This window comes from Bacillus sp. DB-2 (assembly GCF_003315125.1).
In the GTDB taxonomy this organism is placed as follows: domain Bacteria; phylum Bacillota; class Bacilli; order Bacillales; family Bacillaceae_G; genus Bacillus_A; species Bacillus_A mycoides.
The window spans coordinates 212,790-229,438 of the sequence record NZ_QNRN01000004.1 but is presented as its reverse complement, the minus strand read 5'-3'; the positions used below and the strand labels follow the sequence as shown (position 1 = coordinate 229,438).

The window sequence follows — 16,649 nt, the reverse complement described above, 5'->3', positions numbered from 1 at the left end:
ATATAAATTAAATTGTGACAATTATAAAGTTAGCATTCTCCATTTCTATTATTTAATTTAACAAATTTAATAATAGTAAGGTGACTTTTCTATATTTAATATAAGTATTTGATGGGGTATGCTCATAAAAAGTGTCATTTTCTATATATCCATGTAGCATTTAGCACTTGTATTGCGAAATATTTTGACATAAGTTAATTTAAATATTAGGTACAGAAACATTTTAAGGAAAAGAGTCAGTATAAAAGTACCCTGAAAAATGTTTCACCCTAAAAACGTTTTTCCTCAAGAGATTTTCTCAGGAGCACTAAAGGTTTTTAATTTGTTTCTGTGCCTTATTAGATAAAAATAATATAATAAGTTGTTTAAAAAAAGTGAAAAATTCCCCCATTATAAAATGAATTCATATCACTTAACGTCCGTATGTTCTAGTTAAAGTAGGAATTTAAAGAAAAAGAAAGGGAAAGGGCTAGCTCTAGTTATAATTAGTGCAATAAATAGGGGGCTACTCAAATTTTTTTGTTTGATTTGGTAGGAGTAATATTTACGTTTGTTGGACTAGGTGTATTAAAGTGCATACCCTTTTTGATTCAACCGATGAGGCGCTAATCAAGGGTTTAATCATCTAGAATTTAGAAAGGTTAAATATGAAACTGAATTTTCTGCTAAATTAGTAGAGACTAAAACAATCCCCTTAAATTGAACTATTCACTACTTAACGTCCTGATAGATTGTTTGAAGTGTTAGTAGGAAAATATAAAAATAAAAAAGGATATTCTACTCTTCTTTTATGTATATAAAACAAAGTGTAAGGTAAGTTCCAGATCCAAAGTGTTTTATTTAATATTCATTCAATCTCATGCGTACTACTTTTATTTTCTTAAGAGCATGTATTTGCGTGGATGCTCTTAAGAAAATAAAATGCCTAAAAAAATAAGTATAAACATACATTTTAAAAATTGATATATCGTATATTATAAAAAACTCCTTGTTCTTCAAATAACGAACAATACAATGTGAATGAAACTCTCAGCAGAATTTACATATAGAATTCACCTTAACTCAAAAATCCACATTTTATGCAAAATTATACTTGCTGCTATAGAAGGGTGGGGGTTAACATGACCAAAACTTGGTGTAGGTTCGTATTCCTTGTAAAATAAGTGATTCTTTACTGTTTTCTCTAGTTGTATCTATTAATGATTCATCAGGTTTCCTTCCAGTGGAAGGGACATAAGTTGTTACTACCCTTGGAAATATATTAATAAACACCCATTCAAATTTGTCGATATTTCTATTTCCAAATTCTAATGTTTCAATTGGCTTAATTGTATTTTCTCTATCAAAAAATTTTATTATGTAAAACCTTTTTGAGAGGTCACTACTATGTTCAATAGTCCAAATTAAATTTTCCATTTTCTTGATTTGCAACAAGTCCATTTCCAAAAATCCTTTCATACATAAATATAGCGAATGTTCCTATTCTATACTATATATTTTGAAATTTAAATAGTTATCTTATACGATAGGATAAAAAGAAGTTAATACTTTAAAATTTATCTTAGAAAAGGACACACCTACGCATACATATGCTATAGGTGTGTCCTTTTTTAGTTGTTTATAAGTTTCCTACAGAGTTATTGAAGTAACGTTTCAACAGTGTCTCCATAGTGAAGTGAGATTCATTATATAAGATTCATTTAAACCGTATATTAAGTTCATATGAATCGCATATTGGAATTGTACAATATGAGTGTAAGGCGTTTCTGGAATTATATTATTTTAAAAATATAAACTTCAATATACCAAAAAATAAGAATATTAAACCGTAATAATTTTAGAATATACTTCTAATTAAAAGACGTGCGGAAATGCACGGATAATAAAGGAGAATTTCTTATGACAATGTATAAAGGTGAAATGAAAAAGAGTGTAATAACTGAAGAGGATGTAGATATGTTAAAAATAATGGCACATCCAATTCGATTGCAAATTATAAACGAGTTAATTCAGTATAAAAAATGTAATGTTACACAATTGACGGAGCTTTTAAAAATTCCACAATCTATTGTCTCCCAACATTTATCGAAAATGAGAGGCAAGGTGCTAAAGGCTGAAAGAAAAGGCTTAGAGATGTACAATTATATTACTAATTTAAAGGCGAGTCAGATTGTAGGGATTTTAGGTTTGTAAATAAACAAAACTTCACACATATCATTATAAGTAAAGCACAGAATAATCCCCCCACAAATAAGTGGGGGATTTCTTTTATGACAAAATATCAGTTTTTTTGAGGAGTGTCACGATAGTCACCATGTTCTAATGTGTTAGTATATGAAAAATTTTGAAAGTGCTAAAATGCTTGATATTATTCACTAGAAGTTATGTCGCAAAAATCTTTTAATTTCATCAAAAGCTAAGTGACGATGACCAGCCTGACAATGTTGTTCACCACCAGTTTTCTTAGTGAAAACTACAGAAGTGATGGAGGCTGCATTACATAGCTCCGATTCGATTTGCGGTAATCGGCTAATTGGAACGTACTGATCGTCTTCACCAGCCAGGAGCAATACTTCTTGATTTATGAACTGACCGATTCCTGCCATCGTATGTTTTTCAAAGTTTTTAAGTAAGTTAAATGGCGTTTTTTCACCTGTATTTTCCATACCTTTTTTAACTTTCCAGTTCAGGTCGATGCTGGTGGCCATCATTTGTTTAAACATGGTATTAATTTTGTCAGCTTCATTAGTAGTCAGAAGCGTGGTCAATTTATTCCAGATATTATCCGGCATGCGCATCTTGAGTGCATCAAGGCCACTATAAAAAATATTAAAGGCGATGACTTTGTCGATTCGTTTTTCAAAAGCGGCGGCACGCATTGCCAAGTAGCCGCCCCAAGAAGCTCCGAGAATACTAACACGGTCAAGTTTGAAATAGTCAATGACTGTGGAAACGGGCTTCTCCCAGTTGTGGATGAATTTTAAGCCGTTTTTCAGTGCTGTTCCTTGTCCAGGTCCATCAAAAACTATAATATTATAATTGATTCCTATGAGGTAGTTCATCATCTTCATCATTTCCTCCATGTAGGAATCGTAGCCTCCAAAGAAAAGTAGTGTATTACATGCGCCTGGTGTCATGAATTTGATTGCAGGAAGATAGGAATCTTCATAAGGAATTTGATAGGTTTCATACTCAAAGTCATGAAAGCCCTTATAAAAAGTTTCACGGTATTTTTGGTACACTTTTTCTTTTTTTGGATCGGATGATTCCATATAAAACTCGGCAGCCTGATAATAAACCGAAGCCAGATCGAAGTCTTTCTGATGCTCCCGCATTGCTGCATATTCTATCCAAGTGTTATACCAGCTGTCCGTGTCTGTAAGTCTTGGGATGATGGCTTGCAAATCCTGATTTGCCCGCTCATCGTCTTGATAGAAATCGTTGAAAAAACGGTTAATTTGCAAATTGAACTGTTCGTTGTTTACATACTGTTTAAACATAAAATCCCTCCTTATATTTGACTACAAGGTAAGGATAAGAGAAGTATATTAAAGAAACAACAAGCAGGAAAGGGTAAGAAGTACGAAATCGAACCATAAGGATATAAATGGTTTGATAAGCAACTTTGGGAAGGAGATTGATTATTAATGGGAGAGGATGTTCGCGTTTATAAAACGAAGAAAAATATTTCTAATACACTTATTACCCTCTTGAACGAAAAAGAGTTTGGGCGAATTACAACTAAAGATATTTGCATACATGCTATGGTGAGTAAGTCCACATTTTACAGCCATTTTGCAGATAAATATGATCTTTTGGAAAAATTAGTGCAAAATTATGTCTGCTGGTTCAAGGAAGAAATTGAATTTCGTTTCGCATTAATAGAGAATGGAAATGTGGCTCAAGCTATTAATATGATAACCGATAAGATCTCAGCGCGAAAAAAAGAGGTTGCAACTTTACTCCATGTACGTGTTCCCTCAGCGGATTTACGTTTAGAATTAGAATCCATTTTATATAATGCCTGCTATTCCTATTTGAAAGAGCAGCAGGTTGAAGTAAGTGTGCCGATTGACTTTGTAGCTCAGTTGTATACAGCAAACGCAATGGTGTCAATTAATTGGTCGCTGAGCAACGATAAAAATCCAGATGTGGTTAAACTAATTGATAATATGCAGGGATATGTTTTTGATCTGATTTTGTCAGGTGGCGAGAGAATGTAATAAATCATGAAACCTGCTTAATAATGTAGTTATCGTGTGGGGTGTGGTTGTAAAAAATTAAGTAATCGATATTTGGATTTTTTGTGAATCTTTATTGTTTTTTTATAAACTCCTTACTACATAATGTTACAAAATAGAATTAATTTGCTTAATTTAGCCCCATATCAGGTTAATAAATAAACTAAATGTGTTTATGTTATTGAACTATTAATATATTAGTAGGTGATTTGTTCGTTTATCCCTATATTGCTATTATATTAGCGTAAACAATATATTGGGGGGACAAGTATGAATTTGAAATTAACATCTAAGTTAGAAAGATTAAGAAAAAGTAAAAAAGGAATTGGTGCTTGTGTTTTAGCTGCAGGGGTGACGGCAATTACAATGATTCCTCAAAGTGCATATGCACATGGGTTTGTTGAAAAGCCGAGTAGTCGTGCTGCTTTATGTAGTCAGAATTATGGAGCATTAAATTTAAATTGTGGAAATGTAATGTACGAACCTCAAAGTCTAGAAGCACCTAAAGGATTCCCAGATGGTGGACCGATTGATGGGAAAATTGCTTCGGCAGGAGGATTGTTTGGAGGGATTCTTGATCAACAAACATCAAATCGCTGGTTCAAAAACACAATAAAGGGGGGAGCAAATACATTTACATGGAAATACACAGCGGCACATTCTACAAGTAAATGGCATTATTACATTACAAAAAAGGGATGGGATCCTAATAAACCATTAACACGTGCTGAATTAGAACCAATTGGAACTGTGAATCATGACGGTTCGGCAGCATCAAATAATTTAACACATACAATTAATGTACCAACTGATCGCAATGGTTATCATGTTATTTTAGCTGTATGGGATGTAGCAGATACGTCAAATGCGTTTTATAACGTAATTGATGTGAATTTAGTAAATAATGAAACTCCCGACACAGTAGCTCCAAGTCAACCAACGGGATTAAATGCGTCTAAAGTTTCTGCCAATAGTGTTGAACTAACATGGAAGGCCTCTACTGATAATATAGGCGTAAAAGAATATCAAGTGTTACGTAATGGAGAAGTAATTGGTACGGTACCAGGTACAACTTTTACTGATAAAAAATTAAAAGCAAATACGGAATATACCTATACAATAAAGGCATTAGACGCTGCTGGAAACATATCAAAAGAAAGTGAAAAACTAAAGGCTAAGACAACAAATGAAATTCCAGATAAAGAGGCTCCGACTCAACCAAAAGGATTACATAGTATGGGTACAACAGCGACAACTGTTGATTTGATGTGGAGTCCGTCTGAAGATAATGTAGGTGTTGACCATTATGTTGTATATAGAGAAAACGCAGGGGTTATGAATAAAATTGGGACAACGGATAATACATCCTTTGTGGATAAAAATTTAAAGGCAAATACATCGTACAAATATGTAGTGACAGCGGTTGATTTAGCTAGAAATGAGTCTAGTAGAAGTGATGTTTTAACTGTAGCAACAAAACTAGAGGGGTCTACTTATGAAAAATGGGATGCAAGAAAAGCATACAATAAAGGTGATAAAGTAGTACATGAGGGAAAAGTGTATGAAGCGGTTCAAAGTTATCAAGGGAACGGCGATCCAAATTGGATTTTTGCACTATCGCTTTGGAAGCCAGTTTTAAATAAATGATAAGTGGAAAAGGGTAGTTATCACTTATTCTATGTGCAATACCGGAACAGGGGTGCAATTGTTACTCTTCATCCCAATATATACGAAATGAAATTATTAAAGAACCCCAATGGTATTCCATCAAAAAGGAATTCCATTGGGTTCTTTATTTTTTAATTTGTAATAGCGTATATTTTCACTGTAAATTTGTTAGTGGCACCAAGTGGGCTTGCAATATAATATTTAGTATTCGTATAAGCTTCAGTCCTAGATCCATGTGAAATATTTTTCCAACGAGTAGAATCTGTACCTAGGGAAACGTCAATCATTACATTGAAAGAGATAGAAGAAGGATGATCTTTTTCTGAAGGTTCAATAATCCATTTTAATTCCTTAGTACCTACAGGTAAACTATCAATTTTAAAGTTTTGACTGGATCGATTTTGTTGTCCGGATAAAGGGCTAGATTCGGATGAAGTTTGCGAAATTAATATTTCTTTTTCATTCGAATGTATACCATTTAATTTAATGATACTATCAATTAAACCTGGACCAGGAAAATCAGCTGCGATAATACCAGAATGTTTAATTCCACCTTGTTGCAAGAGTTCGGTCCCAAGTGTATTCATTCCACCATAAAATACTTGACCATTTATATCACGAGGGAAATCTTCCCACGCATTAGTTGTAGCTTTTTGAATCATCTTGGGGTTACTATCAGTATTTCTGCTCTCTTTACCACTTGCAACAAACCAAGGATAAACATTATTTAATAATGCAGCAGCACCACCTGTGCCACTAAAATGGTTAAGATAGATTTTATCATTGTTAAAATTATTATTTGCATTTTGAAGGTGGGTTCTCACCGCATTCCATTTTTCATACATTCCGTCTGGTCCGTTTTCAATTTCAAATGTATCTTGTATATTTAAGCTATCGTAATTAATACCATATTGCTGAGAGGCTGTAAAGTTTTGTAAGATTACAATTTTTCCTCGGATGTCTCCTAGAGTAGGATTATTTCTTTTTGAAGTTGGTACAGAACTCGGATCCCAAAAATAGGAAGAATTAAGGTCTTTGTATTTATTAAGTATTTCCTCGAATGATAGTGAGCCACTTTCAGGAGTAGTTTCTTCTTTTAAGCGCATTAAAATTGTTTCTGTAGGATGATCTTTTAAAAATTGAATTGCCTCTTTTAATACATCTTCAAACATTGCTTTTTGATTTACAATCCCATGGTACATTGCAAAAGAATCTTTTACACGTTTAACACGCATATCTACATATCGAATTCCGGAATTTAATTGTTGTGGTAGACTCATAGTTTGATTTCTTGTCAAATTTTCATCAAGAAAACTTGCTCCATGTAAAGCCATTGTACCGTGAGTCCCTGGAATAGATATTTCACTCAATTTTGTTGAATCTGCTACTTTCGACATCCATGCTGGGTTTTGATAGCCTATATTGGATTCATAGGAATAACCTGGATGACTATCAGCAAAAATAGTAGATGGTGTACTTAAACTTGCTAGTGTGAAACAAGTAAGGATACTAATTTTAAAAAAATTCCTCATTTTTATTTTGTTCATTTTATCTCTCCTGACTTTTAAACAATAGATATAATAAAACAAGATGATTTTTTACTACATCTATTGTTTTCATTCTTAAAGTAATGAATTTTTGTGTTTGAAAAAATCAAAATAGGGTAGGAAGTTATTTGAGATTTTAATAGTTTGTTGTAATAAATTGTATCTAATAGTCAAACGGATTCTTAAAGAATTGAAGCATAGATAGGTAAAAAACAAACTTTCCGCTGTACTGTATACAAACAAAACAGAAGTCTTAAAAAAGACTTCTATTTTGTGACATATAATGAATGATAAGGTGGTTAACAAATCAAGATAATGTGACTGAGTGGTAAAAATCTATTTATAGCTGTTTCAGAATTTCTTATAACAAGGCTACTTAGGAAAAGTGGATCTCTACAATGCTAATAAAAATTTAAAAATTCTATTCATTAAAACTTAAACTAACTACAGTTGCGATAGATTGGGCTGCATGTTCCCAGCTTCCATCTATAACTTTCCCAATTTGTTGACCAAGTGCATTTAAATCATTTGGATTTACTGGAATCCCATTATACGCAGCAAGAATTGATAAAAGTGGAGCAGCAAATGGTGTCCAACCACCTCTATCAATATTAAATACAGGCTTATCTATTACCTTTCCATCTTGCACTGTAAACTCATAATAAAATTGATCATCTGGACGAAAACTTAAATGATGAGAAATTTGTCCCTTAACATATGTTTTACCGCCACCTAAATTTACTACTTCAATTGGTTTTACATTAAATTCATGCTCAAATACTTTAATTTTTTTAACTTCTGGACCATTTAAGGCAGCTTTAACTGCTGTTTCCAGATTATTTTGTGCGAATGGTTGAATACTCATTTGTGCCTCTTTTTGTTGGATAGGAGCCTCTTTTTCTGCAGCAAACACCGATGTAGTCGGTAGTGCACCTGTAGCTAATGTAGCTGCAAGTGCTGTCGTCATCATGATTTTTCTTTTCATCTTCATAGTTTTCTTCCTCCCTTAAAGTTATGATATATAATTTTTTAAAGACTGACATGGGACAATATTTTATTTCATAATGCACGCAAAAACTAGGTTAAGAATTATGTGAAATTATGTCAGGAAATTAAAGTTAATTATATATGCACTTACAATGATAGCTATCTACACATGTTTTTTCAATTTTCTAACAAATAGTACAGTAATACCTTTTCATAAGGCAATTTAGTGTTTCAATTCTCTCTTTGTACGTTTTAAACAAATTAAAATCGTAGTGGTAATAATATATTTGTAATCAAATGTCGTATATACTTCGAGAAAAGTACACAATATTTTTATAAAAAACTATAGGAATTATCATGATATAGTTATCAAACTAAGTAAGATAAATGTTAATATTATGAAAAAATTCCAGTGATCTGCTATAAAATTACTGAAAAATGAGCATGACATCATACACGCATGCGATTGAAAAATTTTATAAGTGGCGTATAAAACTATAACAAATACTACAAATCAATTAAAAAATTTCAGTTATTCTGAATGCGAAGGGCACGTAATATTTATTGTGAACTGTAGTACTGATCAAGATTTTAGGAGGAAATATGAACAAGAAGACTAAAAGAATCATATTAATTATTGGTATATTAGTAGGCATTAGTATCTTTTTATATTTACAAAACAATTTAATAAGTATAACTGAGGTTAAAATAACCTCTAGTAAAATTCCCTCTTCTTTTAAAGGATATAAAATACTACAAATTTCAGATTTACATAATAAAAAATTTGGTGATAATCAAGACGTTTTAATTCAAAAAGTAAAAAGCATAAATCCAGATATTATTACTATTACGGGTGATTTAATAGACAGTAAATCGTACGATGCAGAAATTAGTATGCAAGTAATACGAGAACTTGTAAAGGAATATCCGGTATATTTTGTGACAGGAAATCATGAAAAATGGTCAGGAAAATATAACAGTTTAGAAAAAAAATTAAAGAAACAGCATGTCACTGTTTTAAGAAATGAACATGTAATAATACAAAAGGGAGGACACGAAATAAACTTGTTAGGAATTGATGATCCGGAATTTAATACTGGAGATATTGATGAAGGAAGTATTGTAAAAGATGCAATTGTAAAAGCAAAAATTGAAACGCAGCCAGATAGGTATAATGTATTATTATCCCATAGGCCTGAATTTTTAGAAGAGTATGCTGAGGAGAAAGTAGATTTAGTGTTATCGGGTCATGCACATGGGGGACAAGTTCGGTTACCTTTTATCGGGGGATTAGTTGCTCCTAATCAAGGAATACTGCCAAAATATACAGCGGGTTTATATGAACAACAAAATACGTCTATGATAGTTAGTAGAGGATTAGGCAATAGTATCATTCCGCAAAGAGTTTTTAATAGACCTGAGATTGTAGTCGTACAGTTAAATTAATCTGTACGGCTTTTTTGTTCAGGTGAATAATTTAAAGGTAGTTTTTCTTGAGTACAAGTTTCCATTACAATTTTGTTAAAATTTTTCAAGGTTACATAAAGTAACAAAATTTGACCTATTGAGTTTGTTATAGTGTAAATAATCAAAAAACTTAAAAATTAGTCGAGTTAAAATAGTTATTATTAAGCAATATTAAAAATATAAAGGGGTGTACAAATGCATAAAGAATTTGAAATTGAAGAATATACGGCGATTGAGGAGCAAATTCATTATTATAGTACGTCTTTATTAGTAAGTCATCCTGAGCAAATTGTAAAGTATTTAGAAAAACGGTTGGAAAAGTATGCAGAAACGTTACAATATGCACATTTATATCCGGAAACGGTTATATTACCAATACAGCAAATAGTTATCGAATATTCTTTAGATGTTGCTAGAATTAGAAGGTATTTAAATTTAAAAACATAACAAAAATCGAATAATTTACAATGAAACAGAGTCGACTTTAAGAAAAGATATTCTAATGTCGACTCTGTTTCATTGATTTAGTAAATAACAGAAAAAAATATATTTGAAAAGTTTGACATATAATAATTCGAGAGTAAAATAAAAGTGAGTACTCACTCATTTTAAAGAAAAGGGGGATTTTTAGTGCAGCAACCTTCAATTATTTTACGAGATGTATCAAAAAGTTTTGGGAAAAAAGAAGTTTTGCATAACCTTTCGCTGCAAGTAGAAAAAGCAGACATTTTTGGCTTGGTTGGACCTTCCGGATCAGGGAAAACAACACTCATTAAAATGATTGCAGGTATTAATGAGTCAACTACAGGGGATGTAATTGTTTTTAATACAAACATGCCTAATCTAAATGAAATGAAAAGAATTGGTTATATGGCTCAGGCTGATGCATTATACGAAGAACTATCGGCATATGAAAATGCAGATTTTATTGCAACGATGTATGGGTTAAAAGGTAAGCGTAAGAAAGAGAGAATCGTAGAAGTTTTTGAACTTGTGCAATTATCAGAGCATATGAAAAAGCAAGTACAGCATTTTTCAGGTGGAATGAAAAAACGTTTATCATTGGCGATAGCACTCCTTCATGAACCAGAAATATTAATTTTAGATGAGCCAACAGTTGGGATAGATCCTCTACTTCGAAAATCGATTTGGGAGAAGTTTTATGACCTTAAAAAGAAAGGAACAACTATTATTGTAACAACGCACATTATGGATGAAGCTGAGTTTTGCGAACGTCTAGGGCTAATTAGAGAAGGGAATTTAGTTGCGATTGGCACACCGGAGGAATTGAAAAAACAAACATCTTCTGGACGAATTGAAGATGTCTTTATGTTAGAAGGAGTGATTGAATCATGAGAGTTAATGGTGTAGTCATCCGTATCATTCGTCAATTTTTTCGAGATAAGCGTTCTTTAGCAATGATGTTTGGGGCACCAATGTTATTACTTTGGTTATTATCGCTAGTATTTACACAAAAAGACTATATACCGCATATTGCTGTAGTCGATGTACCTGCTCCTATAGTAAAAGCAATGAAAAATCAAGAAGCATCAATTTATGAATATAGTAAAGACAAAGCAATTTCGGAATTAGAAAAGCAAAAGGTAGATGCAGTAATTCATTTAGAAAATGGAAAAATGAATCTTCTATTAGAAGGCAGTGATTCATCAAAAAACCGTGCGGTACTTCAAGTATTGCAAAAGAGTACAGAGAAGAATGATGTATCAATGATGAAGCCTGAAGTGGATTATTTACATGGCTCTAAAGACATTACGATGTTCGATGGGCTTGGTCCCGTATTAATTGGTTTCTTTACATTTTTCTTTGTATTTATATTGTCCGGAGTATCTTTTGTAAGAGAACGTTTAAGTGGTACATTAGAGAGATTATTGTCCACACCAGTGAGAAGATGGGAAATAGTTTTAGGATATATTATTGGTTTTGGAATCTTTGCATTTATACAATCTATTATAATTGTAAGTTTTTCAGTTTATATTTTAGATTTATATGTAGCTGGCTCAATATGGCTAACGCTACTTATAACATGTATGCTTTCTTTAACTGCACTAACATTAGGCACATTTTTATCGGCATACGCAAATAATGAATTTCAAATGATTCAATTTATACCGCTTGTTATCGTGCCACAAGTCTTCTTTTCTGGGTTGTTTCCAATGGAATCCATGAATACATGGTTACAAATGTTAGGTAAATTATTTCCACTCACATATGGTGCTGACGCTATGAGACAAGTAATGATTCGGAATCAAGGGTTTACAGAGATTGCATTAGATCTTACTGTATTACTACTTTTTTCACTATTATTTGCAGTAGGAAATGTATTTGCATTAAAGAAACATCGCAAAATATAATGATGATAAAAAGGAGCACAATAAATGAAGAAGGATTGGCTGGAAGAATTAGTTGCCGCAACGAATACTGATAAACGTAATGAACGTCAAATGCGTATATTAGAGGCAGCTGTTGATATGTTTGGAAAAAAAGGGTACGCCTCAACTTCAACGAGTGAAATTGCAAAGCGAGCTGGTGTAGCGGAAGGAACAATCTTCCGCTACTATAAAACGAAAAAAGATTTATTGTTTGCAGTCGTGATGCCGACCTTAACAAAGTTTGCTGCACCATTTTTCGTACAAGCCTTTGCAAAAGAAATATTTAAAACAGAGTATGAATCGTATGAAGTGCTTTTAAGAGTAATAATTCAAAATAGATTTGAATTTGCTAAAAAGCACTTTCCAATGATAAAAATATTAATTCAAGAAGTACCATTTCAGCCGGAACTAAAAAGTGAAATACAACAATTAATAGAAACAGAACTGCTTGTACATTTTAAAAAGCTGATTGCAAAGTTTCAAGAAGAAGGGGAAATTATTGAACTTCCGCCATCTTCCGTATTACGTCTTACTTTATCAGCTGTATTAGGGTTGCTCTTAACGAGGTTTTTATTATTACCGGAAGAGAAATGGGACGATGAAGTGGAAATTGAAAATACGATTCAATTTATATTGTATGGACTAACGCCACGGAGGTAATGTGATGCGACAATTTGCTAAACCGATAATTGTTGTAAGTAAATGTTTAGAATTTGATGCCTGTCGTTATAATGGAGAGATGGTTCCAGATTTAACAATTCGAAACTTGCAGCCATTTGTTACATTTATACCTGTATGTCCTGAAGTAGAAATTGGTTTAGGGACTCCTCGTGAAACGATACGTATTGTAGAAAAAAATGGTGCGAATATGCTTGTACAACCGTCAATACGAGAAGATGTAACTGAAAAAATGAATGAATTTTCAAATGCGTTTTTACAAACATTACCTGAAGTTGACGGTTTTATTTTGAAGAATCGTTCGCCAAGTTGCGGAACTCGTGATGTGAAAATCTATTCTGGTTTTGAAAAAGGGCCAGTAAAAGGAAAAGGAACTGGATTATTTGGTGGAGCAGTAATAAAAAAATTTTCGCATCTTCCAATTGAAGAAGAAGGTAGATTGTCGAATTTTATTATTAGAGAGCATTTCTTTACAAGATTGTTTACAATCGCGCATTACAAAATGATTAAACATACTAAAAACATAAAAGAACTCGTAGCGTTTCAATCAGATTATAAGTATTTATTTATGGCATATAATCAGATGAAACAAAAAGAATTAGGGCGTATTATTGCAAATCAAAAAAATGAAACAATGGAAGTCATATTTGATAAATATGAGAAGACTTTATATGAATTATTTATGCGCGCGCCTCGCTATACATCGAATGTAAATGTATGTGAGCACATTTTCGGATATTTTAAAACAAAGCTAAAAAAACAAGAAAAAGATCATTTTCTAGAACTGATACAAAAATATGCAGAAAAGAAAATACCACTTAGTAGTTTGCTTACAATTTTAAAATCATGGGCCATTCGATTTGATGAAAAGTATTTATTAAGACAAACATATTTTGAGCCATACCCTGAAGGGTTAGTAGAAATTTCTGATTCGGGAAAAGGTAGAGATTATTAAACAATAAATTACATAATTCGACACAAAACCTCCTATGTTGTTGTAGAACAATGTAGGAATTTTTTTGTGCATTGGTACAGAATCTGTTTTAAAATTAAGTTATGACAGAATTATAGCAATTATCTAACTAATATTCGTGTCTTTTAAGAAGTAATGTTTGTAGTAGAAACTCGCACGCTGTCGAAACTCAATATTCGATAAGGGGTGTGTAGCGGAATGGAATTTACTCTAACTCGCGAAAAACAAATGATTAAAGAAATGGTACGTGATTTTGCTGAAAAGGAAATCGCACCGAAAGCTGTATATTATGACAAAACTGCGGAATTTCCATATGAAACATTTCAAAAAATGGGCGAACTAGGATTATTAGGTATCCCATTCCCGGAAGAGTATGGAGGTTCAGGTGGCGATACGTTATCGTACGCGTTAGCTGTTGAAGAAATTGGTCGTGCTTGTGGTGGAACAGGTTTAAGCTATGCTGCAACAATTTCATTAGGTGCTTCTCCAATTTATTATTTCGGTACAGAAGAACAAAAACAGAAATTTTTAGTTCCAATGGCGTCAGGTAAAACGTTAGGTGCTTTCGGATTAACGGAGCCAAATGCTGGATCTGATGCAGGGGGCACACAAACGAAAGCAATTTTAGATGGCGATGAATATGTTATTAGTGGTGAAAAGTGCTGGATTACAAACGCAGAGTATGCAAATACAATTATTGTAACCGCTATCAACGGTTTTGAAGACAATGGTAAAAAACGTATTTCTGCATTTATCGTACCGACTACTAGTGAAGGATTAACGATTTCAAGCCCTTACGATAAGATGGGTGTTCGTGCTTCTAATACTTGTGAAATCGTACTTGATGGTGTACGTGTACCGAAAGAAAATATTCTTGGTGATGTAAATAAAGGATTTAAACAATTCTTATATACACTTGATGGAGGACGTATTTCAATTGCAGCATTAGCAGTAGGTATTGCACAATCTGCATTTGAACGTGCATTGCAATATGCGAAAGAACGTCAACAATTTGGAAAACCGATTTCTAATTTCCAAGCGATTCAATTTAAATTGGCTGATATGGCGACTGAAGTAGAATTAGCGCGTAATTTAGTACATAAAGCAGCTTGGTTAAAAGATAACGATAAACCTTTCGGTAAAGAAGCGGCTATGGCAAAGTTGTTTGCATCTGAAGCTGCAAGTCGTATAGCAAATCATGCAGTACAAATTCATGGTGGATATGGCTATATGCGTGAATATGAAGTTGAACGATATATTCGTGATGCAAAACTTTTAGAAATTGGTGAAGGAACTTCTGAAATTCAACGTCTCGTAATTGCAAGACATTTAGGATGTAGATAAAAAGGAGGAATCACTATGTTTCAAAAAATATTAATTGCTAATCGCGGGGAAATCGCAGTTCGCATTATGAAAACTTGTCAAAAACTTGGCATTCGTACCGTTGCTATTTATTCTGAGGCTGATGAAAATGCCCTTCATGTAAAATTGGCAAATGAAGCTTACTTAGTAGGCGGTCCACGTGTCCAAGAAAGCTATTTAAACCTTGAAAAAATTATTGAAATAGCTAAGAAGACAAATGCTGAAGCAATCCATCCGGGGTACGGATTATTATCAGAGAATCCATCTTTTCCGATTCGCTGTAAAGAAGAAGGAATCGTATTTATCGGTCCTTCAGAAGAAATCATTACTAAGATGGGAAGTAAAATTGAGTCACGTATAGCAATGCAAGCAGCAGATGTACCAGTAGTTCCAGGCATTACTACAAATATCGAAACTGCTGAAGAAGCAATTGAAATTGCAAAACAAATTGGTTATCCATTAATGCTTAAGGCATCCGCGGGCGGCGGAGGCATTGGAATGCAGTTGATGGAAACTGAGCAAACGCTCACCAAAGCATTTGAAAGTAATAAAACAAGAGCGCAAAATTTCTTTGGTAACGGAGAAATGTATTTAGAGCGCTATATAGCAGATGCACATCATATTGAAATTCAGCTTTTAGCAGATACACATGGTAATACAGTGTATTTATGGGAACGCGAATGTTCAGTGCAGCGCCGAAATCAAAAAGTAATTGAAGAAGCACCTTCACCATTTTTAGATGAGGGTACACGAAAGGCTATGGGAGAAGTTGCTGTACAAGCTGCTAAAGCACTTGGTTATACAAATGCAGGTACAGTTGAGTTTCTTGTAGATGATCAAAAGAACTTTTATTTCTTAGAAATGAATACGAGATTACAAGTAGAACATCCAGTTACAGAAGAAATTACTGGGTTAGACTTAGTTGAACAACAATTACTTATCGCATATGGTGAGAAGCTATCATTTACACAGGATGATGTAAAACGTAGTGGTCATGCCATTGAGGCTCGTATTTATGCAGAAGATCCGAAAACATTCTTCCCATCACCTGGGAAAATTACAGATTTAACGTTACCGACAAATATACGTATTGATCACTTTTTGGAGAATCAAGTAACGATTACACCTTTCTATGATCCAATGATTGCGAAAGTAATCGCTCATGGTGAAACTCGTGAAGAAGCGATTTCAAAATTAAAAATTGCTCTAGAAGAGTTAAAAGTAGAAGGTATTAAAACAAACACACCAATGTTACTGCAAGTACTCGGAGACGATGTGTTCAAAAGTGGTATTTATACAACGGGTTTTGTAGCGAAACAACTTGTTAAAAAATAAG

At 33.0% G+C, this 16,649-nt stretch carries 15 protein-coding genes; 11 read left to right on the top strand and 4 right to left on the bottom strand.

Annotated elements, in window-relative coordinates:
* Window positions 1–1,116 precede the first annotated feature (1,116 nt).
* Window positions 1,117–1,440 carry a hypothetical protein gene (locus tag DET63_RS08935; RefSeq protein ID WP_002127477.1) on the bottom strand — a complete coding sequence of 108 codons (324 nt, stop codon included), beginning with the start codon at window positions 1,438–1,440 and terminating at the stop codon, window positions 1,117–1,119.
* Between the two features lie 459 nt (window positions 1,441–1,899).
* Between DET63_RS08935 and DET63_RS08930 the strand changes: the two genes are divergently transcribed.
* Entirely contained in the window at window positions 1,900–2,193 is a 294-nt protein-coding gene (locus tag DET63_RS08930) for an ArsR/SmtB family transcription factor (protein ID WP_113936477.1), read from the top strand.
* A 182-nt stretch (window positions 2,194–2,375) separates the two neighbouring features.
* Here DET63_RS08930 and DET63_RS08925 read toward each other — a convergent pair whose 3' ends face one another.
* The gene (locus DET63_RS08925; protein ID WP_113936476.1) at window positions 2,376–3,500 is read right to left on the bottom strand and encodes an alpha/beta fold hydrolase; all 1,125 of its coding nucleotides are present in this window, start codon (window positions 3,498–3,500) and stop codon (window positions 2,376–2,378) included.
* Between the two features lie 147 nt (window positions 3,501–3,647).
* On the opposite strand from DET63_RS08925, the gene DET63_RS08920 reads away from it, so the two are divergent.
* A complete protein-coding gene (locus DET63_RS08920) occupies window positions 3,648–4,223 on the top strand; it encodes a TetR/AcrR family transcriptional regulator (protein WP_002136431.1) in 576 nt (191 codons plus the stop codon).
* Window positions 4,224–4,511: 288 nt separating this feature from the next.
* Window positions 4,512–5,888: a lytic polysaccharide monooxygenase gene (locus DET63_RS08915; RefSeq protein WP_063218804.1), complete on the top strand. Its 1,377-nt coding sequence runs from the start codon at window positions 4,512–4,514 to the stop codon at window positions 5,886–5,888.
* Window positions 5,889–6,040: 152 nt separating this feature from the next.
* Here DET63_RS08915 and DET63_RS08910 read toward each other — a convergent pair whose 3' ends face one another.
* Both DET63_RS08910 and DET63_RS08905 read right to left on the bottom strand, forming a co-directional pair.
* Window positions 6,041–7,456: a phosphatidylinositol-specific phospholipase C gene (locus tag DET63_RS08910; protein ID WP_113936475.1), complete on the bottom strand. Its 1,416-nt coding sequence runs from the start codon at window positions 7,454–7,456 to the stop codon at window positions 6,041–6,043.
* Window positions 7,457–7,877: 421 nt separating this feature from the next.
* On the bottom strand, window positions 7,878–8,447 hold the full coding sequence (locus DET63_RS08905; protein WP_002065511.1) for a hypothetical protein: 570 nt from the start codon (window positions 8,445–8,447) through the stop codon (window positions 7,878–7,880).
* Between the two features lie 599 nt (window positions 8,448–9,046).
* On the opposite strand from DET63_RS08905, the gene DET63_RS08900 reads away from it, so the two are divergent.
* From DET63_RS08900 to DET63_RS08865, 8 genes are all read left to right on the top strand, one after another.
* Window positions 9,047–9,889 (top strand): metallophosphoesterase, encoded by an 843-nt coding sequence (locus DET63_RS08900; RefSeq protein WP_113936474.1) that lies wholly within the window; start codon window positions 9,047–9,049, stop codon window positions 9,887–9,889.
* A 216-nt stretch (window positions 9,890–10,105) separates the two neighbouring features.
* Window positions 10,106–10,357, top strand: a complete 252-nt coding sequence (locus tag DET63_RS08895; RefSeq protein ID WP_002017002.1) for a hypothetical protein — start codon at window positions 10,106–10,108, stop codon at window positions 10,355–10,357.
* A gap of 183 nt (window positions 10,358–10,540) precedes the next feature.
* Window positions 10,541–11,266, top strand: coding sequence for an ABC transporter ATP-binding protein (locus tag DET63_RS08890; RefSeq protein WP_113936473.1), 726 nt, complete (start codon window positions 10,541–10,543; stop codon window positions 11,264–11,266).
* Window positions 11,263–12,282, top strand: a complete 1,020-nt coding sequence (locus DET63_RS08885) for an ABC transporter permease (protein ID WP_113936472.1) — start codon at window positions 11,263–11,265, stop codon at window positions 12,280–12,282. Before DET63_RS08890 ends, DET63_RS08885 begins: the two co-directional genes overlap by 4 nt.
* A 24-nt stretch (window positions 12,283–12,306) precedes the next feature.
* Window positions 12,307–12,960: a TetR/AcrR family transcriptional regulator gene (locus tag DET63_RS08880; RefSeq protein ID WP_113936471.1), complete on the top strand. Its 654-nt coding sequence runs from the start codon at window positions 12,307–12,309 to the stop codon at window positions 12,958–12,960.
* Between the two features lie 4 nt (window positions 12,961–12,964).
* Entirely contained in the window at window positions 12,965–13,933 is a 969-nt protein-coding gene (locus DET63_RS08875; RefSeq protein WP_113936470.1) for a YbgA family protein, read from the top strand.
* A 216-nt stretch (window positions 13,934–14,149) separates the two neighbouring features.
* The gene (locus DET63_RS08870) at window positions 14,150–15,295 is read left to right on the top strand and encodes an acyl-CoA dehydrogenase (RefSeq protein ID WP_002032227.1); all 1,146 of its coding nucleotides are present in this window, start codon (window positions 14,150–14,152) and stop codon (window positions 15,293–15,295) included.
* Between the two features lie 15 nt (window positions 15,296–15,310).
* Window positions 15,311–16,648 (top strand): acetyl-CoA carboxylase biotin carboxylase subunit, encoded by a 1,338-nt coding sequence (locus DET63_RS08865; RefSeq protein WP_113936469.1) that lies wholly within the window; start codon window positions 15,311–15,313, stop codon window positions 16,646–16,648.
* The last annotated feature ends 1 nt before the right edge of the window (window position 16,649 follow it).

Bases quoted from the DNA above. Each gene is read 5' to 3' on its own strand.
- DET63_RS08910 (WP_113936475.1), bottom strand. From the start codon at position 7,456: ATGAACAAAATAAAAATGAGGAATTTTTTTAAAATTAGTATCCTTACT.
- DET63_RS08870 (WP_002032227.1), top strand. From the start codon at position 14,150: ATGGAATTTACTCTAACTCGCGAAAAACAAATGATTAAAGAAATGGTA.
- DET63_RS08930 (WP_113936477.1), top strand. From the start codon at position 1,900: ATGACAATGTATAAAGGTGAAATGAAAAAGAGTGTAATAACTGAAGAG.
- DET63_RS08880 (WP_113936471.1), top strand. From the start codon at position 12,307: ATGAAGAAGGATTGGCTGGAAGAATTAGTTGCCGCAACGAATACTGAT.
- DET63_RS08895 (WP_002017002.1), top strand. From the start codon at position 10,106: ATGCATAAAGAATTTGAAATTGAAGAATATACGGCGATTGAGGAGCAA.
- DET63_RS08865 (WP_113936469.1), top strand. From the start codon at position 15,311: ATGTTTCAAAAAATATTAATTGCTAATCGCGGGGAAATCGCAGTTCGC.
- DET63_RS08915 (WP_063218804.1), top strand. From the start codon at position 4,512: ATGAATTTGAAATTAACATCTAAGTTAGAAAGATTAAGAAAAAGTAAA.
- DET63_RS08935 (WP_002127477.1), bottom strand. From the start codon at position 1,440: ATGGACTTGTTGCAAATCAAGAAAATGGAAAATTTAATTTGGACTATT.
- DET63_RS08875 (WP_113936470.1), top strand. From the start codon at position 12,965: ATGCGACAATTTGCTAAACCGATAATTGTTGTAAGTAAATGTTTAGAA.
- DET63_RS08925 (WP_113936476.1), bottom strand. From the start codon at position 3,500: ATGTTTAAACAGTATGTAAACAACGAACAGTTCAATTTGCAAATTAAC.
- DET63_RS08905 (WP_002065511.1), bottom strand. From the start codon at position 8,447: ATGAAGATGAAAAGAAAAATCATGATGACGACAGCACTTGCAGCTACA.
- DET63_RS08900 (WP_113936474.1), top strand. From the start codon at position 9,047: ATGAACAAGAAGACTAAAAGAATCATATTAATTATTGGTATATTAGTA.
- DET63_RS08920 (WP_002136431.1), top strand. From the start codon at position 3,648: ATGGGAGAGGATGTTCGCGTTTATAAAACGAAGAAAAATATTTCTAAT.
- DET63_RS08885 (WP_113936472.1), top strand. From the start codon at position 11,263: ATGAGAGTTAATGGTGTAGTCATCCGTATCATTCGTCAATTTTTTCGA.